Annotated in this window: 22 protein-coding genes and 1 pseudogene; 17 read left to right on the top strand and 6 right to left on the bottom strand. The window is 63.2% G+C overall.

Going from position 1 to position 24,442, the window contains the following annotated elements:
* The first annotated feature begins 91 nt into the window (after nt 1–91).
* The 9 genes from J8I87_RS24550 to hslU all read left to right on the top strand — a co-directional run bounded on the left by J8I87_RS24550 (nt 92) and on the right by hslU (nt 9,687).
* Nucleotides 92–976, top strand: a complete 885-nt coding sequence (locus tag J8I87_RS24550; protein WP_209934590.1) for a lipid A biosynthesis lauroyl acyltransferase — start codon at nt 92–94, stop codon at nt 974–976.
* Between the two features lie 64 nt (nt 977–1,040).
* A complete protein-coding gene (dapF, locus tag J8I87_RS24545; protein WP_209934588.1) occupies nt 1,041–1,901 on the top strand; it encodes a diaminopimelate epimerase in 861 nt (286 codons plus the stop codon).
* A gap of 129 nt (nt 1,902–2,030) precedes the next feature.
* A complete protein-coding gene (locus J8I87_RS24540; protein ID WP_209934587.1) occupies nt 2,031–2,756 on the top strand; it encodes a DUF484 family protein in 726 nt (241 codons plus the stop codon).
* Nucleotides 2,757–2,766: 10 nt separating this feature from the next.
* Nucleotides 2,767–3,690 (top strand): tyrosine recombinase XerC, encoded by a 924-nt coding sequence (gene xerC / locus J8I87_RS24535; RefSeq protein WP_209934586.1) that lies wholly within the window; start codon nt 2,767–2,769, stop codon nt 3,688–3,690.
* Nucleotides 3,691–3,766: 76 nt separating this feature from the next.
* Nucleotides 3,767–4,969 carry a class I SAM-dependent rRNA methyltransferase gene (locus J8I87_RS24530; protein ID WP_209934585.1) on the top strand — a complete coding sequence of 401 codons (1,203 nt, stop codon included), beginning with the start codon at nt 3,767–3,769 and terminating at the stop codon, nt 4,967–4,969.
* A 177-nt stretch (nt 4,970–5,146) separates the two neighbouring features.
* A complete protein-coding gene (locus J8I87_RS24525; protein ID WP_209934613.1) occupies nt 5,147–6,223 on the top strand; it encodes a CobW family GTP-binding protein in 1,077 nt (358 codons plus the stop codon).
* Nucleotides 6,224–6,899: 676 nt separating this feature from the next.
* Nucleotides 6,900–7,319, top strand: a complete 420-nt coding sequence (gene dksA / locus J8I87_RS24520) for an RNA polymerase-binding protein DksA (RefSeq protein WP_012399496.1) — start codon at nt 6,900–6,902, stop codon at nt 7,317–7,319.
* 481 nt (nt 7,320–7,800) lie between these two features.
* On the top strand, nt 7,801–8,337 hold the full coding sequence (gene hslV / locus J8I87_RS24515) for an ATP-dependent protease subunit HslV (protein WP_209934584.1): 537 nt from the start codon (nt 7,801–7,803) through the stop codon (nt 8,335–8,337).
* A gap of 9 nt (nt 8,338–8,346) precedes the next feature.
* On the top strand, nt 8,347–9,687 hold the full coding sequence (gene hslU, locus J8I87_RS24510; protein ID WP_209934583.1) for an ATP-dependent protease ATPase subunit HslU: 1,341 nt from the start codon (nt 8,347–8,349) through the stop codon (nt 9,685–9,687).
* A gap of 89 nt (nt 9,688–9,776) precedes the next feature.
* Here hslU and J8I87_RS24505 read toward each other — a convergent pair whose 3' ends face one another.
* A complete protein-coding gene (locus J8I87_RS24505; protein WP_209934581.1) occupies nt 9,777–10,319 on the bottom strand; it encodes a response regulator transcription factor in 543 nt (180 codons plus the stop codon).
* Nucleotides 10,316–11,620 carry an ATP-binding protein gene (locus J8I87_RS24500; RefSeq protein WP_209934580.1) on the bottom strand — a complete coding sequence of 435 codons (1,305 nt, stop codon included), beginning with the start codon at nt 11,618–11,620 and terminating at the stop codon, nt 10,316–10,318. Before J8I87_RS24500 ends, J8I87_RS24505 begins: the two co-directional genes overlap by 4 nt.
* A gap of 102 nt (nt 11,621–11,722) precedes the next feature.
* On the opposite strand from J8I87_RS24500, the pseudogene J8I87_RS24495 reads away from it, so the two are divergent.
* A pseudogene (locus J8I87_RS24495) lies at nt 11,723–13,355 on the top strand (tetratricopeptide repeat protein).
* Between the two features lie 2 nt (nt 13,356–13,357).
* Here J8I87_RS24495 and J8I87_RS24490 read toward each other — a convergent pair.
* Nucleotides 13,358–13,606, bottom strand: a complete 249-nt coding sequence (locus J8I87_RS24490) for a cysteine-rich CWC family protein (protein ID WP_245254133.1) — start codon at nt 13,604–13,606, stop codon at nt 13,358–13,360.
* 327 nt (nt 13,607–13,933) lie between these two features.
* Between J8I87_RS24490 and argB the strand changes: the two genes are divergently transcribed.
* The 7 genes from argB to J8I87_RS24455 all read left to right on the top strand — a co-directional run bounded on the left by argB (nt 13,934) and on the right by J8I87_RS24455 (nt 21,144).
* A complete protein-coding gene (argB, locus tag J8I87_RS24485; protein WP_205803210.1) occupies nt 13,934–14,833 on the top strand; it encodes an acetylglutamate kinase in 900 nt (299 codons plus the stop codon).
* 204 nt (nt 14,834–15,037) lie between these two features.
* Nucleotides 15,038–15,757, top strand: coding sequence for a pyrimidine 5'-nucleotidase (locus tag J8I87_RS24480; protein ID WP_209934578.1), 720 nt, complete (start codon nt 15,038–15,040; stop codon nt 15,755–15,757).
* Nucleotides 15,758–15,830: 73 nt separating this feature from the next.
* Nucleotides 15,831–16,496 carry a nucleoid occlusion factor SlmA gene (gene slmA, locus J8I87_RS24475; protein WP_209934577.1) on the top strand — a complete coding sequence of 222 codons (666 nt, stop codon included), beginning with the start codon at nt 15,831–15,833 and terminating at the stop codon, nt 16,494–16,496.
* A gap of 281 nt (nt 16,497–16,777) precedes the next feature.
* Entirely contained in the window at nt 16,778–17,923 is a 1,146-nt protein-coding gene (locus J8I87_RS24470) for a homoserine O-acetyltransferase (RefSeq protein WP_209934575.1), read from the top strand.
* A complete protein-coding gene (gene metW, locus J8I87_RS24465) occupies nt 17,920–18,528 on the top strand; it encodes a methionine biosynthesis protein MetW (protein ID WP_209934574.1) in 609 nt (202 codons plus the stop codon). Before J8I87_RS24470 ends, metW begins: the two co-directional genes overlap by 4 nt.
* A 13-nt stretch (nt 18,529–18,541) precedes the next feature.
* Nucleotides 18,542–19,936, top strand: a complete 1,395-nt coding sequence (locus J8I87_RS24460; protein WP_209934573.1) for an AmpG family muropeptide MFS transporter — start codon at nt 18,542–18,544, stop codon at nt 19,934–19,936.
* Nucleotides 19,936–21,144, top strand: a complete 1,209-nt coding sequence (locus J8I87_RS24455) for a M48 family metallopeptidase (RefSeq protein ID WP_209934612.1) — start codon at nt 19,936–19,938, stop codon at nt 21,142–21,144. Before J8I87_RS24460 ends, J8I87_RS24455 begins: the two co-directional genes overlap by 1 nt.
* Nucleotides 21,145–21,167: 23 nt before the next feature.
* Here J8I87_RS24455 and J8I87_RS24450 read toward each other — a convergent pair whose 3' ends face one another.
* The 3 genes from J8I87_RS24450 to gatB form a co-directional block, all read right to left on the bottom strand.
* A complete protein-coding gene (locus tag J8I87_RS24450) occupies nt 21,168–21,947 on the bottom strand; it encodes an exodeoxyribonuclease III (protein WP_209934572.1) in 780 nt (259 codons plus the stop codon).
* 43 nt (nt 21,948–21,990) lie between these two features.
* Nucleotides 21,991–22,827 (bottom strand): PPK2 family polyphosphate kinase, encoded by an 837-nt coding sequence (locus J8I87_RS24445; protein ID WP_209934571.1) that lies wholly within the window; start codon nt 22,825–22,827, stop codon nt 21,991–21,993.
* A gap of 137 nt (nt 22,828–22,964) precedes the next feature.
* On the bottom strand, nt 22,965–24,440 hold the full coding sequence (gene gatB, locus J8I87_RS24440; RefSeq protein WP_209934569.1) for an Asp-tRNA(Asn)/Glu-tRNA(Gln) amidotransferase subunit GatB: 1,476 nt from the start codon (nt 24,438–24,440) through the stop codon (nt 22,965–22,967).
* Nucleotides 24,441–24,442: the final 2 nt, after the last annotated feature.

Below are 24,442 nucleotides of genomic sequence, written 5' to 3'. Positions count from 1 at the left end.
TTGTCACAGAGTAGCTGCGCGTGCGGTATATCGACTCTTCTGCCGTTTTTCTTTACCCAGCGCGGTCTCGCGCGCACCTCGGAGCCATCGCATGCTGAGCCGTCTGGGCGTCAGGCTCGCGATCGGCCTGCTCAAGCTGTTTGCGTTGCTGCCGTATGGGTTCGTCGCGCGTCTGGGCGACGGCCTCGGCTGGCTGCTCTACCGGATACCGAGCCGCCGCCGCCGTATCGTCCACATCAACCTGAAGTTGTGCTTCCCCGAATGGAGCGACGAACGACGCGAAGAAGTCGCGCAAAAGCACTTCCGGCACGCGATTCGCAGCTATCTGGAGCGCAGCGTCCAATGGTTCGGCTCGGCGAAGAAGCTCGAAAAGCTGATTCAGCTCGACAGCGAAATCGATCTGACCGATCCCAACCTGCCGCCGACACTGTTCCTCGGCTTTCACTTCGTCGGCATCGAGGCCGGTTCGATTTTCCTCAACTACTCGTTGAAGCGCCCGTGCGGCTCGCTCTACCAGCCAATGTCGAACCAGCAGCTCGAAGAAGTGGCGAAGGCGCAGCGCGGCCGCTTCGATGCCGAGATGGCCAGCCGCGCGGACAGCGCGCGCATCGTGCTGCGCTGGCTGCGCGAGCGCAAGCCGGTGATGCTCGGGGCCGACATGGACTACGGCATGCGCAACTCGACCTTCGTGCCGTTTTTCGGCGTGCCGACCTGCACGTTGACGGCCGTGGGCCGGCTCGCGAAGGTCGGGCGCGCGCAGGTGGTGCCGTTCATCGGCGAAGTGCTGCCGAACTACAAAGGTTATCGGCTGAAGGTGTTCAAGCCGTGGGCCGGCTACCCGACGGGCCACGACGACGCCGACGCGCGCCGCATGAACGAGTTTCTCGAAGAGCAGATTCCGCGCATTCCAGAGCAGTATTACTGGGTGCACAAGCGTTTCAAGACGCGCCCGCCCGGCGACCCGGGCTTTTACTGAAGCGCGTCGCACAGTGGGCGAGCGCGACGACCTGTCAGGGCGGCCAGTCACTTACAATAGCGGCATGAAACTGAAATTCACCAAGATGCACGGCGCAGGCAACGACTTTGTCGTGCTCGATGGCTATACGCAGCCCGTCAATCTGACGGAAGCGCAGGTGCGCGCGCTCGCGAACCGGCATTTCGGCGTCGGCGCGGACCAGTTGCTGCTGGTCGAGAAGCCGACCGTCGATGGCGTCGATTTCAGATACCGGATCTTCAATTGCGACGGCGGCGAGGTCGAGCACTGCGGCAACGGCGCGCGCTGCTTCGTCAAGTTCGTGCGCGACACGCGGCTCACCGACAAGCGCAGCGTGCGCGTGCAGGTGCAAAACGGCGTCATCACGCTGACCATGCAAGAGAACGGCGAAGTCGTTGTCGATATGGGTGCGCCCGTGTTCGAGCCGGCTCAGGTGCCGTTCCACGCAAGCGGTCTCGATACGCGCGGGGAAGGCGACGACACGCTCTATCCCCTCGACGTCAACGGCGTGACGCGCTGGATGTCGGTCGTATCGATGGGCAATCCGCACGCGGTCCAGGTGGTCGACGACGTCGAGGCGTTTCCCGTTCTCGCCGACGGTCCCGTGATCGAAAGGCATCCGCGTTTCCCGCAGCGGGTCAATGCGGGCTTCATGCAGATCGTCAGCCGCAGCGAGGTGAAGCTCCGCGTCTACGAGCGCGGCGCGGGCGAAACGCTCGCGTGCGGCACGGGCGCGTGCGCCGCCGTCGCGGCAGGCATCCGCCGCGGGCTGCTGGATGCGCCCGTCAAGGTGCGCACGCATGGCGGCACGCTGACCATCACGTGGGACGGCAATGCCGCGTCGCCGCTGATGATGGCGGGTCCGGCGGCCACCGTGTTCGAAGGTGAAATCGAAATAGCCGACTGAATCCAATTGGATCCGATTGAACCCCGATTGAATTCGGACGGAATCCCGATCGAATCGCCGCGCGGCCGCTGGACCGCGCCGGCGCAGCAGCAAGACAGCACGAAAGCGCGCAACCATCAAGCCGAAACCATGAACGATCGCGAAGTCGCCGACTACCTGCTAGCCAATCCCGAATTCTTCGCCGAACACGCCGAACTGCTCGCGTCCGTTCGGCTCGCCAATCCGCACGGCAAGGCCGCGGTGTCGCTGCAGGAACGCCAGATGGACATGCTGCGCGAGAAGAATAAGCATCTCGAGCGGCGTCTCGCCGAACTGCTGCGCTACGGGCACGAGAACGACAGCATCGCGTCGAAGTTCGGCCGCTGGACGACGCGCGTGATGGCCGAGCGCGATCCGGGCGCGCTGCCGCGCACGATCGCGTCCGGCCTGCGTGACGTGTTCGACGTGCCGCAGGCGGCGCTGCGCGTTTGGGACGTGTCCGAGCCGTATTCGCAGGCGGACTTCACGCGTCAGGTCGGCGAGGAAGTGCGCATCTTCGCGAACGGCCTCGCCACGCCGTATTGCGGCGCGAACACCGGCTTCGAGGCGGCGCAGTGGCTGACGCCCGCGGTATCGGCCGTTTCCGCCGACGCTGCGGGTACGGGCGATGGCGCCGTGTCTGCGAACGGCACGGAATCGATCGCGCTGATCGCGCTGCGCGACCCCGAAGCGGCCAACGACGCAGCCGCCGCGTTCGGCCTGCTGGTGATGGGTTCCCCCGATCCGCGCCGCTTTCACGACGGCATGGCCACCGACTTCCTCACGCAGATCGGCGCGCTCGCGAGTGCGGCGCTGAGCCGTCTGTTGCCGCGCTGAGCGCCGTCACGTGACATCCGCCGACCCGATCGCCACCTATCTGTCGAGCCTGGAGCACGAGCGGCGGTTGTCGGCGCACACGCTGCGCGCCTACACGCATGAACTCGACGAGCTGAAAAAGCTCGCCAACGGACGCCCGCTCGAAAGCCTCATCACCACTGACATCCGCGGCGCCGTCGCACGCGCGCACGCGGGCGGTCTATCGGCGCGCTCGATCGCGCATCGGCTGTCGGCGTGGCGCGCGTTCTACCGCTGGCTCGCTACGCGCATCGACTTGCCGGCGAATCCCGTCGCCACGGTGCGCGCGCCGAAGCGCGCGAAGACACTGCCAAAGGCGCTGTCCGTCGACGACGCGCACAAGCTGATGGAATCGCCCGCGACGGCGACAGCGGAAGGATTGCGCGATCACGCTATGCTGGAGCTGTTCTACTCGTCGGGCTTGCGTCTGTCGGAACTGGTCGGCCTCGACGTGCATTTCGCCGATGTCGACGGCCATCGGTCGGCGGGCTGGCTGAAGCTCGACGAAGCCGAAGTCGAAGTGCTCGGCAAGGGCAACCGGCGGCGCTCGGTGCCCGTCGGCAGCAAGGCGCTCGACGCGCTGCGCGCATGGATCGCCGTGCGCGGCGAACTGGTGAAGCACGATCCGCATCCCCTCTTTCTGTCGGCGCGCGGCAACCGGATGTCCCCGAACGTCGTGCGCGAACGCGTGAAGCGCGCGGCGCTGGTAGCGGGCATTCCGGCGAACGTTCACCCACACGTGCTGCGGCACTCATTTGCGACGCACGTGCTGCAATCGAGCGGCGATCTGCGCGCCGTACAGGAACTGCTCGGCCACGCGAGCATCGCCGCGACCCAGGTCTACACGGGGCTCGATTTCCAGCACCTCGCGCGAATCTACGACCAGGCGCATCCGCGCGCAAAAAAACGCGACTGACGCCGCTCGATGCGGCCAGTCAACCTGCTTTTGCCGCTTCGGCGGCATATTGTTCTGCTGAAATCCTCACGAAGTAATGAATACCGTTACGCTGAAACCGTCGAAAGAGAAATCGCTGCTGCGCCGCCATCCGTGGGTCTACGCGAATGCGATCGACCGCGTCGACGGCAAGCCCGCCGCCGGTGCGACCGTGCTCGTGCGCGCGCACGACGGCCGCTTCCTCGCGCGCGCCGCGTGGAGCCCGCATTCGCAGATTCGCGCGCGCGTGTGGAGCTTCGACGAAAGCGAGCCCATCGATCACGCGTTCTTCAAGCGGCGCGTGCAGCGCGCGCTCGCGCACCGTCAGGCAATGGTGCACAACACGGGCGCCACGCGGCTCATCTTCGGCGAAGCGGACGGCCTGCCGGGGCTGATCGTCGATTACTACATCGCCGATGACGAAACGAAGCGCGGCCAGATCGTCTGCCAGTTCATGGCGGCGGGCGTCGAAGCGTGGAAAGACGCGATCGTACAGGCGCTGATCGGCGCGACGGGCTGCCCGAACGTCTACGAGCGCTCGGACGTGTCGATCCGCGAAAAGGAAGGGCTCGACCAGACGGTAGGCGTGCTCGCCGGCGAAGCGCCGCCCGACACGCTGATCGCCAGCGAAAACGGCGTGCGCTATCACGTCGACGTGCGCAACGGCCACAAGACCGGCTTCTACGTCGATCAGCGCGACAACCGCGCGCTGGTACAGGAACTATCACACGACCGCGACGTGCTGAACTGCTTCTGCTACACGGGCGGCTTCTCGCTGGCGGCGCTCAAGGGCGGCGCGAAGCGCGTGGTGTCGATCGATTCTTCCGGCGAGGCGCTGGCGCTGGCTCAGCAAAACGTCGCGGCCAACGGCTTCGACCCCGAGCGCGCGACCTGGCTCGATGCGGACGCGTTCAAGACGCTGCGGCGCCTGTTCGACGACGGCGAGCGCTTCGACCTGATCGTGCTCGATCCGCCGAAGTTCGCGCCGTCGCGCGAACACGTCGACCGCGCTGCGCGCGCGTACAAGGACATCAATCTCACCGGCCTGAAGCTGCTGCGTCCGGGCGGGCTGCTGTTCACCTACTCGTGCTCGGGCGCGATCGATGCTGAGCTGTTCCAGAAGATCGTTGCGGGCGCGGCCGCCGATGCGCGCGTCGATGCGCGCATTCTCAAGCGCCTGGGCGCGGGCGTCGACCATCCGCTGCTGACGGCCTTCCCCGAAGGCGAATATCTGAAAGGCCTATTGTTGCAAATCGCCTGATCGCCCATAGTTACGCGTTATTTCCCTGGCATCGACGGGGCTTTGGCCATGCAACAGCGCCGCCCCGGCACTTATGCTTCAATATTCCGCTGAATTGCTGCGGTTCGGACTGCGCGTCGAGCGCGCGGTTCGCGCCCCAGATTGACGAACACAAGGCGACTCCACATGGCGAACACAATGATTCCCGTCACTATCCTGACCGGTTTCCTCGGCAGCGGCAAAACCACGCTGCTCAAACGCATCCTGAACGAGAAGCACGGCATGAAGATCGCCGTGATCGAAAATGAGTTCGGCGAAGAGAACATCGACAACGAGATCCTCGTCCAGGACACGGGCGAGCAGATCATCCAGATGAGCAACGGCTGCATCTGCTGCACGATTCGCGGCGACCTCGCGCGCGTGCTCGGCGATCTGGCCGCGCAAAAGCAGGAAGGCAAGCTCGACTTCGACCGCGTCGTGATCGAAACGACGGGCCTCGCCAATCCCGGCCCCGTCGCGCAGACGTTCTTCATGGATAACCAGATCGCCGACGAATTCCTGCTCGACGCGATCATCACGCTCGTCGATGCGAAGCACGGCAATCATCAACTGGACGAGCATGAAGTCGTGCAGCGTCAGGTCGGGTTCGCGGACCGCCTGTTCGTCACGAAGTCCGATCTCGTCGACGAGGCTGCCCTCGGCGACCTGCGCCACCGTCTGCTGCACATGAACCCTAAGGCGCAGATCCGCGTCGTGAATTTCGGTGAAGCGGACATCAAGGAAATCTTCGACCTGCGCGGGTTCAACCTGAACGCGAAGCTCGAAATCGATCCCGAGTTCCTCGCCGAAGACGATCACGACCACGCGCATCATGACCACGACCACGATCACGACCACGCGAACTGCGATCACGATCATGGACAATGCGATCACCAAGGCCACGATCACGGCCATCATCACCATCACGCGCATCACGACGACAAGATCAAGTCGTTCGTTTTCCGCAGCGATCGCCCGTTCGATCCGAACAAGCTCGAAGACTTCCTCGGTGGCATTCTGCAGATTTATGGCGAGCGGCTGCTGCGCTACAAGGGCGTGCTGTATATGAAGGGCGTCGATCGCAAGGTCGTGTTCCAGGGCGTGCATCAGATGATGGGCAGCGATCTTGCGGCCAAGTGGCAACCCATCGAGAAGAAGACGAACAAAATGGTGTTCATCGGCATCGACCTGCCGCACGATCTGATCACCGACGGTCTCGAAGCCTGTCTGGTCTGATTCGTTCTCAGCGTCGATACGTGTCGGCGCTTTAGCGCCTCACGCTGGTCCCATGCAGCTATCGCTGCCCTTTGCGGCTGGGCGCTTCGGCGTCCGGCGTCGCTACCCAGCTGGTCTGCCGCCGTTTGTTCGCTTCCAAACGCAAAAAACACCTCAAAAGCACAGGCCCGGCAATTAAACGGCCGGTTTGTGGTCAAAGCACGTGAAAACCCTGTTATGAGAATACGTGTACGACCATCGCTTTTTAGTGAACAGCGCGTTATATTTTCATGATAAGTGGAGTTTGCGGCAGGGATTTCCCCTGCTTGCAGTTTCGTATTGTGATTCAGTTACAATACGGCCCCACTGGAGAAAGACAACGATTTGCCCGGTTTAGAACGCGTAGTCGCGTCGCAGCCGTGCCGGGCCTGAAACGGCGCCGGAAAATCTCATCCGGGGACATCGCCGATATGCCGGCCGGCACGCTCCGGCTCGTAACGCGCTGCCGGGAAAAGCATTGCCTCAGGAGCATTGGAAGAATCGGTTTCCAGAGGAGTTCGGCCCCGCATCGGCGCTTCGGCGTCACGACAGCCCACCGTCCGTGTTCGCCGGCGCTCATTTGAGCGTCATCGAGGCGCCTTTGCGGGCAACACGAAAGTGCGGGCATGATTTGCCTCACATTGAAGAAGCAAGCCAGATGACGACGAAACGACTCTTGACCGAAGCCGAAATCCTGAAGATGAGCGACAAGGATTACATGAATGAGGATCAGCTCGCTTTCTTCAAGAACCGGCTCGAGCAGCTGCAGGCGGACATCCTCCGCAATGCCGGCCAGACGACCGAAAACCTCCGCGAAACCGTGATCGTGCCGGACCCGGCCGACCGCGCGACGATCGAGGAAGAGCATGCGCTGGAACTGCGCACGCGCGACCGCGAACGCAAGCTGCTGAAGAAGGTGCAGCAATCGATCGCGCGTATCGAATCGGGCGAGTACGGCTGGTGCGAAGAGACGGGCGAGCCGATCGGCATCCCGCGCCTGCTCGCGCGTCCGACCGCGACCCTGTCGCTCGAAGCGCAGGAACGCCGCGAACTGCGCCAGAAGCTGTTCGGCGACTGATCGACGGCCGGCGCGGTTTTCGGGGTCCGCGCCCCAGACACGCTTCGTCAGAGGCGCACGGTGAATCGTGCGCCTCTTTTCTTTTGTGCTGCCGGTTTCGGCGGCGTCTTCGAGACATTTCGACATCGCGTCGCCCGCGCTTCATCCAGCAATCGGTAAATGCGCAACGCATATATTCTCTGTCGATATGACAACCGCACGTTTTACCACCAGTCTCCCGCGCACACCGATGTTTCAAGTTGCCGCTCAGCGGCGCGACCCGCGCCGCAAGCGCGTCGATGAACGTTTTCCAGCTTTTCTCGCGCTCGCATGACTTCGGCTCTTGATATAGCGCCGCCCGCCCTAAAATAAATCCGACATGCGTTGCACGCGCGCGCTGCACCCGGCATCGCGCGGCGTCCGCTCTTGGATTCCGTGGTGGCGCGTTAGCGCCCTACTCTGGTCCCATGCAAGTATTGCGTGTTTTACAAAAGGAACGCATATGGAGCAATTTCACGGCACGACGATCGTCTCCGTGCGCCGCGGCGACAAGGTCGCGCTCGGCGGCGACGGCCAGGTCACACTCGGCAACATCGTCATGAAAGGCGGCGCGAAGAAAGTCCGGCGCATCTATAACGGCAAGGTGCTCGTCGGCTTTGCGGGCGGCACGGCCGACGCCTTCTCGCTGCTCGACCGCTTCGAAGCGAAGCTCGAAAAACATCAGGGCAATCTGACGCGCGCCGCCGTCGAGCTCGCGAAAGACTGGCGCACCGACCGCATGCTGCGCCGTCTCGAAGCGATGCTGATCGCGGCCGACGCCACCACCACGCTCGTCATCACGGGCAACGGCGACGTGCTCGATCCCGAAGGCGGCATCTGCGCAATCGGCTCGGGCGGCGCATACGCGCAGGCTGCAGCGAAGGCGCTCGCCGACAACACAGATCTTTCTCCGCGCGAGATCGTCGAAAAGGCGCTGGTGATCGCCGGCGACATGTGTATCTACACGAACCACAACCGCGTCATCGAGACGATCGAGTAAGGACACACGATGAGCACCATGACTCCCGCCGAGATCGTCTCGGAACTCGACAAACACATCATCGGCCAGCATCGCGCGAAGAAGGCCGTCGCCGTGGCGTTGCGCAACCGCTGGCGCCGCCAGCAGGTCGCCGAGCCGCTGCGCCAGGAAATCACGCCAAAGAATATTCTGATGATCGGGCCGACGGGCGTCGGCAAGACGGAAATCGCGCGACGCCTCGCGAAGCTCGCCGATGCGCCGTTCATCAAGATCGAAGCGACCAAGTTCACGGAAGTCGGCTATGTGGGCCGCGACGTCGACAGCATCGTGCGCGACCTGATGGAAACCTCGGTCAAGCAGACGCGCGAAACGGAAATGCGCAAAGTCCGCACCAAGGCGGAAGACCTCGCCGAAGACCGCATCCTCGACATCCTGCTGCCCGGCGCGCGCACGGTCGGGTTTGGTTCCGGCGGCGAATCGAGCGGCGATGAATCGAACGTGACGCGTCAGACGTTCCGCAAGCGCCTGCGCGAAGGCCTGCTCGACGATAAAGAGATCGAGCTCGACATCGAGATGCCGCAGGCCGCGATGGACATCATGGGGCCGCCGGGCATGGAAGACATGACCGAGCAGATCCGTTCGATGTTCGCGAATCTCGGCGGCGGCAAGAAGACGCGCCGCAAGGTGAAGGTGAAGGAAGCGCTGAAGCTGCTCACCGACGAGGAAGCGTCGAAGATGCTCAACGACGAAGAGGTCAAGTCGAAGGCCGTGCAGAACGTCGAACAGAATGGCATCGTGTTCCTCGATGAAATCGACAAGATCGCGTCGCGCAACGAAGTGGGCGGCGGCGAGGTGTCGCGTCAGGGCGTGCAGCGCGATCTGCTGCCGCTCGTCGAAGGCACGACGATCAATACGAAGTACGGGATGGTGAAGACCGATCACATCCTGTTCATCGCGAGCGGCGCTTTCCATCTCGCGAAGCCGAGCGATCTGATTCCCGAGTTGCAAGGGCGCTTTCCGATTCGCGTCGAACTCGATTCGCTGTCGGTGAAGGACTTCGAATCGATTCTCGTCGCCACCGACGCAAGCCTCGTCAAGCAATACCAGGCGCTGCTCGCAACGGAAGACGTGCACCTCGAATTCGCCGACGACGGTATCCGCCGTCTCGCCGAAATCGCCTACTCGGTGAACGAGAAGACGGAAAACATCGGCGCGCGCCGTCTCTATACGGTGATCGAGAAGTTGCTCGAAGAAGTATCGTTTTCGGCGGGCAATCACAGGGGCAAGAACGTGATGATCGACGCCGCGTACGTGGATCGCGCGTTGAACGACGTCGCGCAAGACGAAGACCTGTCGCGCTACGTGCTGTAATTCCCGTTCGCGAACGGCAGATGCAAAAAGGGCGGCGCTTGCCAAGCGCCGCCCTTTTTCATGCGCAGAACACGATCGCCGCTACAACCTCACTGCTTGACCGGCCGCTTCGCGAGCTTGCGTTGCAACGTGCGCCGGTGCATGTTCAGCGCGCGCGCCGTCGCCGAAATATTGCCGCCGTTCTCCGCGAGCACGCGCTGGATGTGTTCCCATTCGAGCCGCGCGACCGACAGCGGCGTCGGCTTCTCGATCGCCTCTTCGGCCTGCAGCGCACTCGCTTCCGCCTGCAGCGCGGACAGGATCGTCTCGACATTCGCGGGCTTCGCCAGATAGTTGTCCGCGCCGTCCTTCACTGCCTGGACGGCCGTCGCGATGCTCGCGTAGCCCGTCAGCACCAGCATCCGCGCATTGGGCTGCAGGTCGCGCAACGGCGCGACGAGATTCAGGCCGGAGTCGTTGCCCAGGTGCAGATCGACGGTGATCTGCCCAAATTTCTGCTGATTTGCGAGGCGAATCGCTTCGTCGGCGTTGTGCGCTTCAGACACCGTATAACCGCGGCGCGTCAAACCGCGCGCGAGGATGCCGGAGAACACTTCGTCGTCGTCAATTACCAGAAAATTCTTATCGCTCATGCTTGTTTCTCCGTATTGGACGACGCGGTGCCCTGCAGGCCCGCGCCCGATTGCTCGCGGGCCAGAGGCAGCCGCAACACCGCGCGCGTGCCGCGCGGTTTGACTTCGTTGACGTCGGTGAGCTCGATCGATCCGCCGAGCCGCGCCGCCGCCGAAAATGCCAGATACAACCCGACGCCATGTCCACCCTGCGTGCTGTCGACAGGCGCCGCGCCGAGCAGGCCGCGCAGCGACGCCGGCACGCCGGGCCCCGCGTCGCAGACTTCGAATTCGATCGAATCGTGATCGACGGGCTTCGCGGCCAACGTGACGTGGTCGCGGCTCGCACGCGCGGCATTGTCGAGCAGGATCGTGAGAATCTGGCTGACGGCGACCGTGTCGTCGAGGCTGACGTCGGCAGGCGGAACGCCCAGTCGCTCGAACTTGACGTGCGGATGCCGCAAACGCCATTGAGCGGCGAACGAATCGAGCCATTCGTCCACCCGCTGACGGCTGCCTTGCGTCGACGCGCGGCTGCGCAGACGCGCGAGCGCCGATGTGCACAGCGTCATCTGCTGATCGAGGATGTCGAGGTCGGCGGCATAGGGCTTGAGACCTTCGTCGCTGCGCGCGGCATCGCGCAGTTCCTCCGTGAGCATCGCGATGGTCGAAAGCGGTGTGCCGATTTCATGCGCGACCGTCGCGGCCTGCACGCCGAGCGCCACCGCGCGCTCGTCGCGCAACAGGCGTTGTTGCGCATCGCCGAGCGCGGCATCGCGTTGACGCAGCGCGCGTGACATCCGCGCGACGAACCACGCGATCAGGCCGACGCTCACCATGAAGTTCACCCACATGCCGGCGCGGTAGTAGTCGAACAGGTTCGCGGGATTGTCGAGGTTGAGGGGCACCGATTCGAAGCCGAGCACCGCGTAGCAGGCGACTGCAAACGCCGCGAGCCATGCCATCAGATGCCACGGCAGCACGGCCGCCGCAATGGCGAGCGACGGCAGGTACAACGAGACGAACGGATTGGTCGTGCCGCCCGAAAGAAACAGCAGCGCCGATAATGCGCCGAGATCGACCCAAAGCTGGCCGAACAGTTCGAGATTCGACTCCGGCTTCTGACTCGCGACCCGCAGCCACGTCAGCGCGTTGAAGATCACTTCGAGACCGATGACGAGCAGCATCGCCGGCAACGGCAATTTCACGCCGACAAAGATCTGGACGAACGCGATCGTCACGAGCTGGCCAATGATGGCAAGACTGCGTAGCCAGAAGAGATGTCCGAGATTGACCCGGCCGGTAACGGTTATGCGGTGCATCCTGCAAGTTTACCTGTTGAGACTGCTCTGATACATCTAGCGAACTTTCGGAACTATAGTGTCCTTTATTGTTTACCGTGCGTTCACCACGCTTCGCTCACAATGCTTAAAACACCACTTGATCCAGATCAAGTTCTTTTGGAATCCTTCCAGACCTTTCTGCATCACGCTGTCGCTGCGCAACAGCAAGGCGATCAAGCCGCCCGTCACATCTGGCTGCAGGCCGCTTCCCACCTTTTTCCTACTACGGACGCCGATTCGCTCGACGCGTTATGCCAACGGCTGGTTTCCCAACGGTCTGCTGCCGATGCCGAAGGCATCGCTCGCGCACTCGTTGCCCTGTTTCCGAAAGACGCACGCGCACTCTTTCGCCTGGGTCTCGTACTGCAACTGATGAACCGTCACAGCGATGCAATGGCGCCTTACCGCGAGGCGCTCGCCATCGACCCTGAGCTGCACAGCCTGCGCAACAATCTGGCTGCAGCGCTGATGTCGGTTGATACCGCGTCGCCGGAAGCGGCCGAGCTATTGCAGGCTTCGCTCGAACGCGATCCCGCGGACGCGAACTCCTGGATCAACATCGCCAAAATTCGCCAGGCGCAATTCGATCTCGCTGGCGCCCTCGACGCCGGGCAGCGCGCGCTCGCACTCCAGCCGAATAATCCGATTGCGCTTGGCAATCATGGACAGACATTGCGTGAAGCGCAGCAATGGGCCGAAGCAGAGCGTTTCACGATGGCCGCTCACCGCGCCGCGCCCGACAACCCGTCGTACCTGTCCAACCTCAGCATGATTCACCTTCTGCGCGGCAATTACGCGGACGGCTGGCGGGAGCACGAAGCACGCTGGGAAGGATCGAAGGAACTGGCGGGCAGGCGGCCCGTTCTGCCCGGACCGCGCTGGCAAGGTGAGCCGCTCGCCGGCAAGACGCTGCTGTTGTGGGGCGAACAGGGCATGGGCGACCTGCTGCAATTTTGCCGCTACGTGCCATTGCTCGCGCAGCGCGTGCACCGCGAAGGCGGGCGTCTCGCCTGGAATTCGTTTCCGCAAATGGGCGCGCTGGTAGCCCGCACGCTCGCGCAGCATGCCGACGAATTCTCGCTCGGCGGCGGCGTCGAGCAGCTGCCGAAGTTCGACTACGAGATCTCGCTGCTCTCGCTGCCTTTGCTGTTCGAAACGCGCGAGCAAACTATTCCGTCTGGCGTTGCGTATCTGCAAGCCGAGCCACAGGCCGTCGACGGATGGCGTCAGCGGCAGAGAGAAGCGGCTCAAAGTAGGGCTCGTATGGACGGGCAGCCACGGACATCAGCGCAATCCCTACCGCCGCGTCGGTCTTGAGCGCTATGTCGACTATTTCCGCGAACTCGACGACGTCGCGTTCCATTCACTGCAACCGGGCGCGGGCGCCGAGGTGGCCGCCGCGCGCACGGCGGGACTCGATATCGCCGACCACACGGCCGAGTTCAAGACCTTCGACGACACCGCCGCCTACATCAGCGCGCTCGATCTGGTGATTACGGTATGCACGTCGGTCGCGCATCTGAGCGGCGCGCTCGGACAACGCACGTGGGTGCTGCTCGACGTCAATCCGCATTGGGTCTGGCTGCTCGATCGCACCGACAGCCCTTGGTATCCCAGCGCGACCTTGTACCGGCAACAGCAGTTCGCGCAATGGGAGCCCGTGTTCGACGAGTTGACGCGCGATCTGGCCGCGCTGGCGGGCGAGCGCCCGTAGCCTCATTCCGGCGGCGCCGCCGTCGCGCCATTTGCCGCCGCGCGGGTGCGCGCGATCGCATCGGCGAGACACTCCGGGCACAGACAGCCGGTGCCGGCTTCGAGCACATCGGCAGGGAGCGCGGGCATCGACGCGCACCAGCACGCCGATCTGTCGCCGCGGGCGCCACAATCGAACACGCGGCGGCAGCGCGGGCAGCGCACACTGGACGTTTCGGAAGTTTCGAGCGATTTGGATCGGGACGGATTCATGACTACGGAATGAAACCGGTCAACTGACTCGAACATGATGCCACTTCCGGCGGGCAAGCAAAACGCCTGTTCCCGCACGCCGGTTTCGCAACCCGACCGTGGCTCGATTTGCGATCCCGCAACGCCAGAACTTTCGCACCGATGCCGGCCCTGAAACCTTGTCGATGCGCGCCCGTCAAGCCGGCGTCAGCCGGCAAAGCGCCTCTTGCCGCGCTGCGGAAAAGATGGGCGCGACCACTGTGAAAGCACGCGTCGAATTCACTGTTGCACTGCGCCAGTTGTGTACAATTCGGCGTTGTTTTCACCGTTTCCGTCCGAGCCGCCGCCATGTCCGAGACTCCCGACCTGTCCCAGATCGCCCCCACGCTGAAGGCTGAAATTCTCGCCGAGGCTCTGCCCTATATTCGCCAGTATCACGGCAAAACCGTCGTCATCAAGTACGGCGGCAACGCGATGACGGAAGAGCGCCTGAAGCAGGGCTTCGCGCGCGACGTGATTCTGTTGAAACTGGTCGGCATCAACCCGGTGATCGTGCACGGCGGCGGTCCGCAGATCGATCAGGCGTTGAAGAAAATCGGCAAACAGGGCACGTTCATCCAGGGCATGCGCGTCACCGACGAAGAAACCATGGAAGTCGTCGAATGGGTGCTGGGCGGCGAAGTGCAGCAGGACATCGTCACGCTCATCAACCACTTCGGCGGCCATGCGGTCGGCCTGACGGGCAAGGACGGCGGCCTGATCCATGCGCGCAAGCTGATGATGCCGGATCGCGACAACCCGGGCCAGTACATCGACATCGGCCAGGTCGGCGAGGTCGAGGCGATCAACCCGGCTGTCGTGAAGGCGCTGCAGGACGACGCATTCATCCCCGTCATTTCGCCGATCGGCTTCGGCGAAGACGGCCTGTCGTACAACATCAACGCGGACCTCGTCGCGGGCAAGCTGGCTGTCGTGCTGAACGCCGAGAAGCTCGTGATGATGACGAACATTCCCGGCGTGATGGACAAGGAAGGCACGCTGCTGACCGATCTGTCGGCGCGCGAAATCGACGCGCTGTTCGCCGACGGCACGATCTCGGGCGGCATGCTGCCGAAAATTTCGTCGGCACTCGACGCCGCGAAGAGCGGCGTGCGTTCGGTGCACATCATCGACGGCCGCATCGAGCATTCGGTGCTGCTCGAAATCCTGACCGAGCAGCCGTTCGGCACGATGATCCGCTCGCACTGAGCCGGGCGTCTCGACGTCAGCAACGTCAGCATCACGCGAAGCACGGCACGCTGGCCGCCGTGCTACGCAGAAGGCATACTGGTCTTCCGTCTCTTGCGCAGTACGCTGCGCTGTCTCACGCTTTCCTCCCGAATGCATCGCGCCGACTGCGTCGCACCGCACCGGGTCGCCACGCGCGCGGGACATCAACCCATGCGGCACCCTATGCGCACTCCTCGTCCGAAGCGTCGCCGGCCGCAGATTCACGCCGGCACTCCTGTCTGGCTATTCGATCTCGACAACACGCTGCATCACGCATCGCATGCGATCTTCCCGGCGATCAACATCGCGATGACGCAGTACATCATCGACGCGCTGCAAGTCGAGCGCGACGAAGCAAACCGTCTGCGCACCGGCTACACACAGCGCTACGGCGCGGCGCTGCTGGGGCTCACACGCCATCATCCCGTCGATCCGCACGACTTCCTGAAAGTCGTCCACACGTTCCCCGACCTGCGCGCGATGCTGCGCAGCGAACGCGGCCTGAAGCGCCTCGTCGATGCGCTACCCGGCCGCAAGATCGTGCTGACCAACGCGCCCGAAACGTACGCGCTCGACGTGCTGAAAGAACTCGGCATCGAGCGGCTGTTCGAGCGCGTGATCGCAATCGAGCACATGCGAGACCGCAGGGCGTGGCGCGCGAAGCCCGATCACGCGATGCTGCGCCGTGCGATGCGTGACGCCCACGTGCGTCTGTCCGATGCGATCCTCGTCGAAGACACGCGCAGCCATCTGAAAAACTACCGGCGGCTCGGCATCCGCACGGTCTGGATCGTCGGCCACCTGCCGCGGCCCGCGCGCGCAAACGGCACGCACGCGCGGCTGCCGGGCACCGGTCGTCCGCACTATGTCGACCGTCGCATTCGTTCGCTAAAATCGCTGTGACGGGCACCCGATCGGGGAGGCCGGACGGACAACTCACGCAGCAATCGGCCGGGCAATAAAAGGGACGACAGACATGCAGCCTATCCGCAAGCATGACGAGGACGTAACCGAACAGCAGCCAGCCACAACGCGCACGCCGCGCCTGAAACCAGGCGAGCGGCGCGTACATATTCTCCAGACGCTCGCCGCGATGCTGGAGGCCCCGAAAAACGAAAAGATCACGACCGCGGCGCTCGCCGCGCGTCTAGGCGTATCGGAAGCGGCGTTGTATCGCCATTTCGCGAGCAAGGCGCAGATGTTCGAAGGGCTGATCGAGTTCATCGAGCAGACGCTGTTCGGGCTCATCAACCAGATCATCGCGAAGGAGCCGAACGGCGTGCTGCAGGCCCGCGCGATCGCGCTCACACTGCTCAATTTTTCAGCGAAGAATCCGGGCATGACGCGCGTGCTGACATGCGAAGCGCTTGTTGGCGAACATGAGCGGCTCACCGAACGCGTCAACCAGTTGCTCGAGCGTGTCGAGGCGTCGCTCAAGCAATGCCTGCGGCTCGGACTGATGGACGCATCGAGCCACGCCGAACAAAGCGCGATCCCGCTTCCTCCCGACTACGATCCCGTCGTGCGCGCAAGCCTGCTGCTCAGCTACATCATCGGGCGCTGGCATCGCTATGCGCGCAGCGGCTTCGCGCGTGCCCCGATCGAACAGGCCGACGCGCAGTTACGGCTGATCCTCCAGTGACTCGGCCCGTGCTCGCGCCGTGACGTTCGGGCAGCGATTTCGCTGATGCGTAGCCGGTCCCAATTTTCCGCTATACTCTGCGCTTGACCGTTCCTGACGGTCCATAGCACTACAGCGCGCCGATTTGCTGACTCGATTGCGGGCGCGCGAACCAGCGGATGCGACATACCCATTCGCGCGGTTCACTACAAATGCGGCTAAAGAGGTCGTCAGCCGCGCGCATACTTCTTCCGCGCAATCGCCGACACCATTTAGCCGCCCCATGTCAGAAGGCGGAATAAATGGAATCGATCGGGATCGTCGCTCCACAAACAATGCATTTTTCCGAGCCGCTGCGCCTGCAGAGCGGCAGCTCGCTGGCGAACTACGACCTGATGGTCGAGACGTACGGCACGCTCAACGCCGCGCGCAGCAACGCCGTGCTCGTGTGCCACGCGCTCAATGCGTCGCACCACGTGGCGGGCGTCTACGCGGACGACCCGAAGAACGTCGGCTGGTGGGACAACATGGTCGGCCCCGGCAAGCCGCTCGACACGAACCGCTTCTTCGTGATCGGCGTGAACAATCTCGGCTCGTGCTTTGGCTCGACGGGCCCGATGAGCATCGATCCTTCGACGGGCCGTCCGTATGGCGCGCGCTTCCCTGTCGTGACCGTCGAAGACTGGGTGAACGCGCAGGCGCGCGTCGCCGACGCATTCGGCATCGGGAAATTCGCGGCGGTGATGGGCGGCAGTCTCGGCGGCATGCAAGCGCTCGCGTGGAGCATGATGTATCCGGACCGGCTCGCGCATTGCATCGTCGTCGCTTCGACGCCGAAGCTGTCGGCACAGAACATCGCGTTCAACGAAGTGGCGCGTTCGTCGATCCTGTCGGACCCCGACTTCCACGGCGGCGACTATTACGCACATGGCGTGAAGCCGAAGCGCGGCCTGCGCGTCGCGCGAATGATCGGCCACATCACGTATCTGTCCGACGACGACATGGCCGCGAAGTTCGGCCGCGCGCTGCGCCGCGCGGAAGGCGCGGAGGACGTCTACAACTTCAACTTCGATGTCGAGTTCGAAGTGGAGTCGTATCTGCGCTACCAGGGCGACAAGTTCGCCGACTACTTCGATGCGAACACATACCTGCTGATTACGCGCGCACTCGACTACTTCGATCCCGCCAAGGCGTATGACGGCGATCTCACGGCCGCGCTCGCGCACACGAAGGCGAAGTACCTGATTGCGAGTTTCACCACTGACTGGCGTTTCGCGCCCGCGCGTTCGCGCGAACTGGTGAAGGCGCTGCTCGATCACAAGCGCCAGGTGACATACGGCGAAATCGATGCGCCGCACGGCCACGACGCCTTCCTGCTCGACGACGCGCGCTATCACAACCTGATGCGCGCCTACTACGAACGCATTGCTGCAGAGGTCAACGCATGAACCAGAGCGCTCTCGATTATCTTGCGACGCGCCCCGATTTCCGCGCGATCGCCCGTTGGGTCGAGCCGCGCGCGACGGTGCTCGATCTGGGCTGCGGCGACGGCTCGCTGCTGTCGCTGTTGATGGAGGAACTCGAAGTGAGCGGCTACGGCATCGAGCTCAACGACGCCGGCGTGCTTGCATCGACGAAGAACGGCATCAACGTGATCCAGCAGAATCTCGAAGACGGTTTGCGTCTCTTCGAGGACGAGAGCTTCGACTTCGCGATTCTGTCCCAGACGCTGCAGACGATTCATCAGACGGCCGCGATCCTGCGCGAGACGGTGCGCGTCGGCAAGGAGTGCATCGTTTCGTTCCCAAACTTCGGGTACTGGGCACACCGCCTGTCGGTGTTGCAGGGACGCATGCCCGTGTCGAAGTCGCTGCCTTATCAGTGGCACAACACGCCGAACGTGCGCGTATTGACCATCAAGGATTTCGAGGCGCTCGCGCCGGAAGTCGGCATCGAAATTCTCGACCGTGTCGTGCTGCACGGCGGCCAGCAGGTGCGGTGGGGGGTGAACTGGCGTGGTAGTCTTGCGGTCTATCGCGTCAAGAAAAGCTAACGTCACTCATCTCATGTCGAACCCGCCACACGAGGCGCCCGCACTAACCGCTCACGAAGAACATCCTGGCTGGCGCGCGTTTCTCAACGCGCGCATGCTGATCTGCGTCTTCCTCGGCTTCACATCGGGGCTGCCGCTGTTCACGCTCGTCTATCTCGTCCAGGCCTGGTTGCGCTCCGAAGGCGTGAACCTGAAGGAAATCGGCCTGTTCGCGCTGATCCAGTTTCCCTATACGTGGAAATTCATCTGGGCGCCGCTGATGGACCGCTACGTGCCGCGCCTGCCCGGCTGGCGGCCGGGACGCCGGCGCGGCTGGATGCTCGCCACGCAGATTCTCGTCGCCGCCGCGATTGCGTCGCTCGGCATCGTGTCGCCGCGCGACGCGATCTGGACCGTCGCCGCGTTGACCGCGCTCGTCGCATTCTTCGGCGCGAGCCAGGATATCGTGATCGACGCCTATCGGCGCGAGCTGCTGCACGATACCGAGCAGGGCCTCGGCAACGCGGTGCACGTCAACGCGTACAAGATCGCGGCACTCGTGCCCGGTTCGCTCGCGCTGATTCTCTCCGACCATCTGCCGTGGGCGACCGTGTTCATCGCGACGTCGGCATTCATGTTGCCCGGCATGTTGATGACGCTCGTCGTGAGTGAACCCGAAGTGCACGGCGCGCCGCCGAAGAATCTGCGCGAAGCGATCGTCGAGCCGTTTCGCGAATTCATTCTGCGCGACGGCTGGCGCGGTGCGCTGTTCGTGCTCGGCTTCATCTTCCTGTACAAGCTCGGCGATACGATGGCGACCACGCTGTCGACGTCATTCTTTCTCGATATCGGCTTTTCGCGCACGCAGATCGGCGTGATCGCAAAGACGACGGCATTCGGCGCGAGCCTCGCGGGCGGCATCATCGGCGGCATTGCGCTGATGCGAATCGGCATCGGGCGCGGACTGTGGATCTTCGGCATCCTGCAGATGGTATCGACGCTCGGCTTCGCGTGGCTCGCGCATGTCGGGCCGACCTCGCCTGGGCTGACCGTGGTGTACGACATCGCCGTCGCGCTGAGCGCGGGCACGACGAAGCTGCTGTCGCTGCTCGGCATCGGCTGGACGGTGCAGCTCGATCCGATGTCGGTGGCGCTCGCTATCGTCTATGGTTTCGAAACGTTCACGACGGGCCTCACGCTTGCTGCGTTCACTGCATACATCGCGAGCACTACAGACCCGCGCTACACAGCGACGCAGTTCGCGCTCTTCACGTCGCTGGCTTCCGTGCCGCGCACGCTCGCGTCGGCGGCAAGCGGCTTCGTCGTCGCGCGGATCGGGTGGTTCGAGTACTTCATCGTCTGCACGGCGCTCGCGCTGCCCGGCATGCTACTGTTGTTCCGGATCGCTCCTTGGAGAAAGCAGTCGTGATGGTGTTTGCGTCGCGGCGCGCCGTCCGTCGATCGGCTTCGCGCGCCGTTTTCGGTGAAGCGCCTGCATATCGCATGCGCATGCGGGCGGGCACGCTGCGTCTGGCCGTCGTGGCAGTGTGTGCGTGTGTCGCAGCCGCTTCGTCATGGCCGGCGCACGCGGTCGACGCATCGTCGAACGTCAGCGCGCCGCCCGCCGTGACAGCAGCCGCGCCCACTGCACCCGCTGCACCCGCTGCACCCACTGCGCCAACCGCGCCTTCCGCGCCCAAGGCCGAATTAGCGGCATCGGGCGCTTCCGCGCCGTCGAACGCAGGCTCGGCGCCGCCGCCCGCACCCGTGACGGCGCGCACGCCAGCCCCCACGCCTGGGCCTGCACCTGCGCCCGCGACGTTCGCGCCCAGTCAGCAGTTGCGCTACGGCGGCTACGCGGTGTTCCGCAACATGATTCCGTCGTCGATGCTGGAAGCACAATCCGCAGAGGAATTCGACCAGATCGCACGCGGCGCCGAGCATATGAACCGGCTGTATCCGGCAACGGACGCGCGCGTGAAGCGCGTGCAATCGATCGTCGACAAGCTGATTCCGTACTCGCTGAAGTGGAACGACCGCGCGAAGAACTGGAAGTGGGATATCGCGGTGCTGCGCTCGGCGGATATCCGCGCTTACTGCCTGCCGGGCGGCAAGATCGTCGTCTATGGCGGCATGCTTGACAAGGTGCGTCCAAACGACAACGAACTCGGCATGCTGCTTGGTCACGAGATCGCGCATGCGCTGCGCGAGCATGCACGGGAGCGTCTCGGCGAACAACAGGCCGCGCAACTCGGCTCGGGAACGATTCCGCAACTCTTCGGCCTCGCCGATCTCGGCGAAGCGCCGCTCGGCATCGGCACGCAACTGCTGGAAATGAAGTACGAACGCGCCGACGAAACGGAAGCCGATGTGATGGGGAGTGAAATTGCATCGCGCGCCGGCTTCGATCCGCGCGCGGCGATCACGCTATGGGACAAGCTCGCCACCGCGACGCGCAACAACCGCGATCAGGGCTTCATCTACGTGCATCCGTACAACGCGGCGCGCCGCGCGGACATCATGAAACGCCTGCCCGACATGCTGCCGTTGTACGCGAAGGCAATCGGCAAGACAGTCGATGCGCTGCCCGACTATGCGGGCATCGGCCGCCCGCGCCGTACGACAGCGAGCGACTGACGCCAGCCATCGCACAACAGGCGTTATTTCGCGAGCTTGTGGTTGTAGTCGATGGTCAGCGGAGCATGGTCGCTGAACTTGATGTCGCGGAAAATCGACGTCCTCTTTGCCGTGGCGGCAATGCCCGGCGTCGCGATCTGATAATCGATACGCCACCCGACGTTCTTCGCATACGCCTGGCCGCGATTGCTCCACCACGTATATTGCTCAGGCCGCTGGTCGAGCGTGCGGAATACGTCGACGTAACCGACTTCGTCGAACAGCTTCGTGAGCCACGCGCGCTCTTCCGGAAGGCAGCCCGAGTTCTTCTGGTTGCCTTTCCAGTTCTTGATGTCGATTTCCTTGTGCACGATGTTCACGTCGCCGCACAGGATCACTTCGCGTTCCTTCGACAGCTCGTCGAGATGCGGCATGAACACGTCCATGAAGCGGTACTTTGCCTGTTGACGCTCGTCGCCGCTCGACCCCGACGGCACATACACCGAAATCACCGATAGTTTCCCGAAGCGCGCTTCCACGTAGCGTCCTTCGGGGTCGAACTCTTCACTGCCGAAGCCGATCACGACTTCATCCGGTTCGTGGCGTGTATACAGGCCCGCGCCGCTGTAGCCCTTCTTCACGGCATGCTGGAAATAGCCGGTGAAACCGTGCGGCGCGAGGAATTCAGGCGTCATGTCGTCCTGCGAGCATTTGATTTCCTGCACGCACACGACGTCGGCCTTCTGCTCGCCGAACCAGTCGAAAAAGCCCTTCTTGGCCGCCGAACGGATGCCGTTCAGATTGGCGGTGATCACACGCAACATGTTTTTCCTTCGTTATGTTTTCGTCTATTCGACAAGATGAAGATCATTCGACTATCACGCCCTTCAACGACTCCTTGGGCGGAGGAAATTCGAGCTTCAGCGACTCGAACGTGCGCAGCAGCAGCTCGCCGACCATCACATTGCGATGCGTCTTCGAATTGGCGGGTATCACATACCACGGCGCGTAGAGCGTCGAGGTCGCCGCGAGCGCATCTTCGTACGCGTCGTGATACTTGTCCCACAGCTTGCGGGCGTCGAGATCGGAGACATCGAATTTCCAGTGCTTGGTCGGATCGTCGATGCGCGCCTGCAGACGTTCGCGCTGCTCGTCCTTCGAGATGTGCAGCATGCACTTGATGATCGTCGTGCCGTTTTCCGCCAGCACGCGTTCGAACTCGCGGATGTGCCGATAGCGGCGAGCGCGTTCATCCTTGCCCAGCCAACCGAGCACATAGGGCACGAGCACGTCTTCGTAGTGACTGCGATTGAAGATCGTCAACTCGCCCGCTGCGGGCGCCTGCGAATGCACGCGCCAAAGGAAGTCGTGCGCGAGCTCGACGGGCGTCGGCGCCTTGAACGGCACGATGCGCAAGCCGAGCGGATCGACTTCGTGAAACACCGCGCGGATCGTGCCATCCTTGCCGCTCGTGTCCATGCCTTGCAGCACGAGCAGCACGCGCTGAACGCGCTGCGCATGCAGGCGCTCCTGTTGCGCGTCGAGCATCGTGCCGATTTCGGCGAGACGCAGACGGTCCGCGTCCTTCGCGCCCGTCGAAAATGGCTTCGAGGATGGATCGATATTAGCCAGAGAGAATTTCGCCTTGCTGTCTTCGTCGAAATAGGGCACGCGATAGTCGTCGAGACCGTTCTTCTTTGCCATTATTTTTCTCCTCTACAGCGATGCTTCAGGTCGAGTGGAAAAGCAAACGGGCCGTTGCGCTACTTTCGATGCGGCAACAGCCCGTCATGGACAAAGCGTGCAGCATGCCGCGCGCCCGCCCGATACCATCAGGACGCTCAGGACAGTTTCTTCTTCAACAGCTCGTTGACCTGCTGCGGATTCGCCTTGCCCTTGGTCGCCTTCATCGCCTGGCCGATCAGCGCATTGAACGCCTTCTCCTTGCCGGCGCGGAACTCGTCAACCGACTTCTGGTTCGCGGCGAGCACTTCGTCGATGATCGCTTCGAGCGCGCCCATGTCCGAAATCTGCTTGAGGCCCTTCGCTTCGATGATGCGGTCGGCGGCGGCTTCGTCGGTGGCTTTCTCTTCCCAGATCGCGAGGAAGATTTCCTTCGCGATCTTGTTCGAGATCGTGCCGTCGGCGATCCGTTGCAGCAGCAGCGCGAGTTGTGCGGCGGAAACGGGGCTTTGCCCGATGTCGAGGTCTTCGCGGTTCAGTTGCGACGACACTTCGCCCATCAGCCAGTTGGCCGCAGCCTTTGCTTGCGCCGCACCGACCTTCGCGACCACCGCCTCGTAGTACGCAGCCATCGCCTTGCTCGACGTGACGACACCCGCATCGTACGGCGTGAGTCCATACTGCTCGACGAAGCGCTTCTGCATCGCTTCGGGCAGTTCCGGCAATTCGCCCTTCACGCGCTCGACCCACGACGCGTCGATCACGAGCGGCATCAAGTCCGGATCGGGGAAATAGCGGTAATCGTGCGCATCTTCCTTGCTGCGCATCGAACGCGTTTCACGCTTGTCGGGATCGTACAGACGCGTTTCCTGCACCACGGTGCCGCCGTCTTCGATTAGTTCGATCTGACGGCGCACTTCGTACTGGATCGCTTCTTCGAGGAAGCGGAACGAGTTCAGGTTCTTGATCTCGGCACGCGTGCCGAACTCCTTCTGGCCCACCGGCCGCACCGACACGTTCGCGTCACAGCGGAACGAGCCTTCCTGCATGTTGCCGTCGCAGATGCCGAGCCACACGACGAGTCCATGCAGTGCCTTCGCGTACGCAACCGCTTCGGCGGCGCTGCGCATTTCCGGCTCGGTGACGATTTCGAGCAGCGGCGTGCCCGCGCGGTTCAGGTCGATGCCCGTCATGCCCGCGAAGTCTTCGTGCAGCGATTTGCCCGCGTCTTCTTCGAGGTGCGCACGCGTCAGGTTGATGGTCTTCTCGTACGCCTGTGTCCCAGCCTTTTCGTTGGCGGGCACCTGAATGGTGATCTGGCCGCCCTGCACGACGGGGATCTCGTACTGGCTGATCTGATAGCCCTTCGGCAGATCAGGGTAGAAGTAGTTTTTGCGCGCAAAGATGCTGCGCGGCGCGATCGTCGCGTTGATCGCGAGACCGAACTGGATTGCGCGCTCGACGGCACCCTTGTTCATCACGGGCAGCACACCCGGCAACGCCAGATCGACGGGGCATGCCTGCGTGTTCGGCTCGGCGCCGAACTGCGTAGCCGCGCCTGAAAAAATCTTCGAGACCGTCGACAGTTGCGCGTGGGTCTCGAGACCGATAACGACTTCCCATTGTGTTGCCATAC

This window comes from Paraburkholderia sp. LEh10 (assembly GCF_017814945.1).
Taxonomy (GTDB): Bacteria; Pseudomonadota; Gammaproteobacteria; order Burkholderiales; family Burkholderiaceae; genus Paraburkholderia.
This window is presented reverse-complemented; position numbering and strand designations above follow the sequence as displayed.

What these genes read in the sequence shown, in the direction of transcription:
- J8I87_RS24470 (WP_209934575.1), top strand. Translation starts at nt 16,778, where the DNA reads ATGGAATCGATCGGGATCGTCGCTCCACAAACAATGCATTTTTCCGAG.
- J8I87_RS24500 (WP_209934580.1), bottom strand. Translation starts at nt 11,620, where the DNA reads ATGCACCGCATAACCGTTACCGGCCGGGTCAATCTCGGACATCTCTTC.
- gatB (WP_209934569.1), bottom strand. Translation starts at nt 24,440, where the DNA reads ATGGCAACACAATGGGAAGTCGTTATCGGTCTCGAGACCCACGCGCAA.
- J8I87_RS24460 (WP_209934573.1), top strand. Translation starts at nt 18,542, where the DNA reads ATGTCGAACCCGCCACACGAGGCGCCCGCACTAACCGCTCACGAAGAA.
- hslU (WP_209934583.1), top strand. Translation starts at nt 8,347, where the DNA reads ATGAGCACCATGACTCCCGCCGAGATCGTCTCGGAACTCGACAAACAC.
- J8I87_RS24445 (WP_209934571.1), bottom strand. Translation starts at nt 22,827, where the DNA reads ATGGCAAAGAAGAACGGTCTCGACGACTATCGCGTGCCCTATTTCGAC.
- slmA (WP_209934577.1), top strand. Translation starts at nt 15,831, where the DNA reads ATGCAGCCTATCCGCAAGCATGACGAGGACGTAACCGAACAGCAGCCA.
- J8I87_RS24505 (WP_209934581.1), bottom strand. Translation starts at nt 10,319, where the DNA reads ATGAGCGATAAGAATTTTCTGGTAATTGACGACGACGAAGTGTTCTCC.
- J8I87_RS24480 (WP_209934578.1), top strand. Translation starts at nt 15,038, where the DNA reads ATGCGCACTCCTCGTCCGAAGCGTCGCCGGCCGCAGATTCACGCCGGC.
- J8I87_RS24540 (WP_209934587.1), top strand. Translation starts at nt 2,031, where the DNA reads ATGAACGATCGCGAAGTCGCCGACTACCTGCTAGCCAATCCCGAATTC.
- metW (WP_209934574.1), top strand. Translation starts at nt 17,920, where the DNA reads ATGAACCAGAGCGCTCTCGATTATCTTGCGACGCGCCCCGATTTCCGC.
- J8I87_RS24550 (WP_209934590.1), top strand. Translation starts at nt 92, where the DNA reads ATGCTGAGCCGTCTGGGCGTCAGGCTCGCGATCGGCCTGCTCAAGCTG.
- J8I87_RS24450 (WP_209934572.1), bottom strand. Translation starts at nt 21,947, where the DNA reads ATGTTGCGTGTGATCACCGCCAATCTGAACGGCATCCGTTCGGCGGCC.
- argB (WP_205803210.1), top strand. Translation starts at nt 13,934, where the DNA reads ATGTCCGAGACTCCCGACCTGTCCCAGATCGCCCCCACGCTGAAGGCT.
- J8I87_RS24530 (WP_209934585.1), top strand. Translation starts at nt 3,767, where the DNA reads ATGAATACCGTTACGCTGAAACCGTCGAAAGAGAAATCGCTGCTGCGC.
- dapF (WP_209934588.1), top strand. Translation starts at nt 1,041, where the DNA reads ATGAAACTGAAATTCACCAAGATGCACGGCGCAGGCAACGACTTTGTC.
- J8I87_RS24490 (WP_245254133.1), bottom strand. Translation starts at nt 13,606, where the DNA reads ATGAATCCGTCCCGATCCAAATCGCTCGAAACTTCCGAAACGTCCAGT.
- dksA (WP_012399496.1), top strand. Translation starts at nt 6,900, where the DNA reads ATGACGACGAAACGACTCTTGACCGAAGCCGAAATCCTGAAGATGAGC.
- J8I87_RS24525 (WP_209934613.1), top strand. Translation starts at nt 5,147, where the DNA reads ATGATTCCCGTCACTATCCTGACCGGTTTCCTCGGCAGCGGCAAAACC.
- J8I87_RS24455 (WP_209934612.1), top strand. Translation starts at nt 19,936, where the DNA reads ATGGTGTTTGCGTCGCGGCGCGCCGTCCGTCGATCGGCTTCGCGCGCC.
- hslV (WP_209934584.1), top strand. Translation starts at nt 7,801, where the DNA reads ATGGAGCAATTTCACGGCACGACGATCGTCTCCGTGCGCCGCGGCGAC.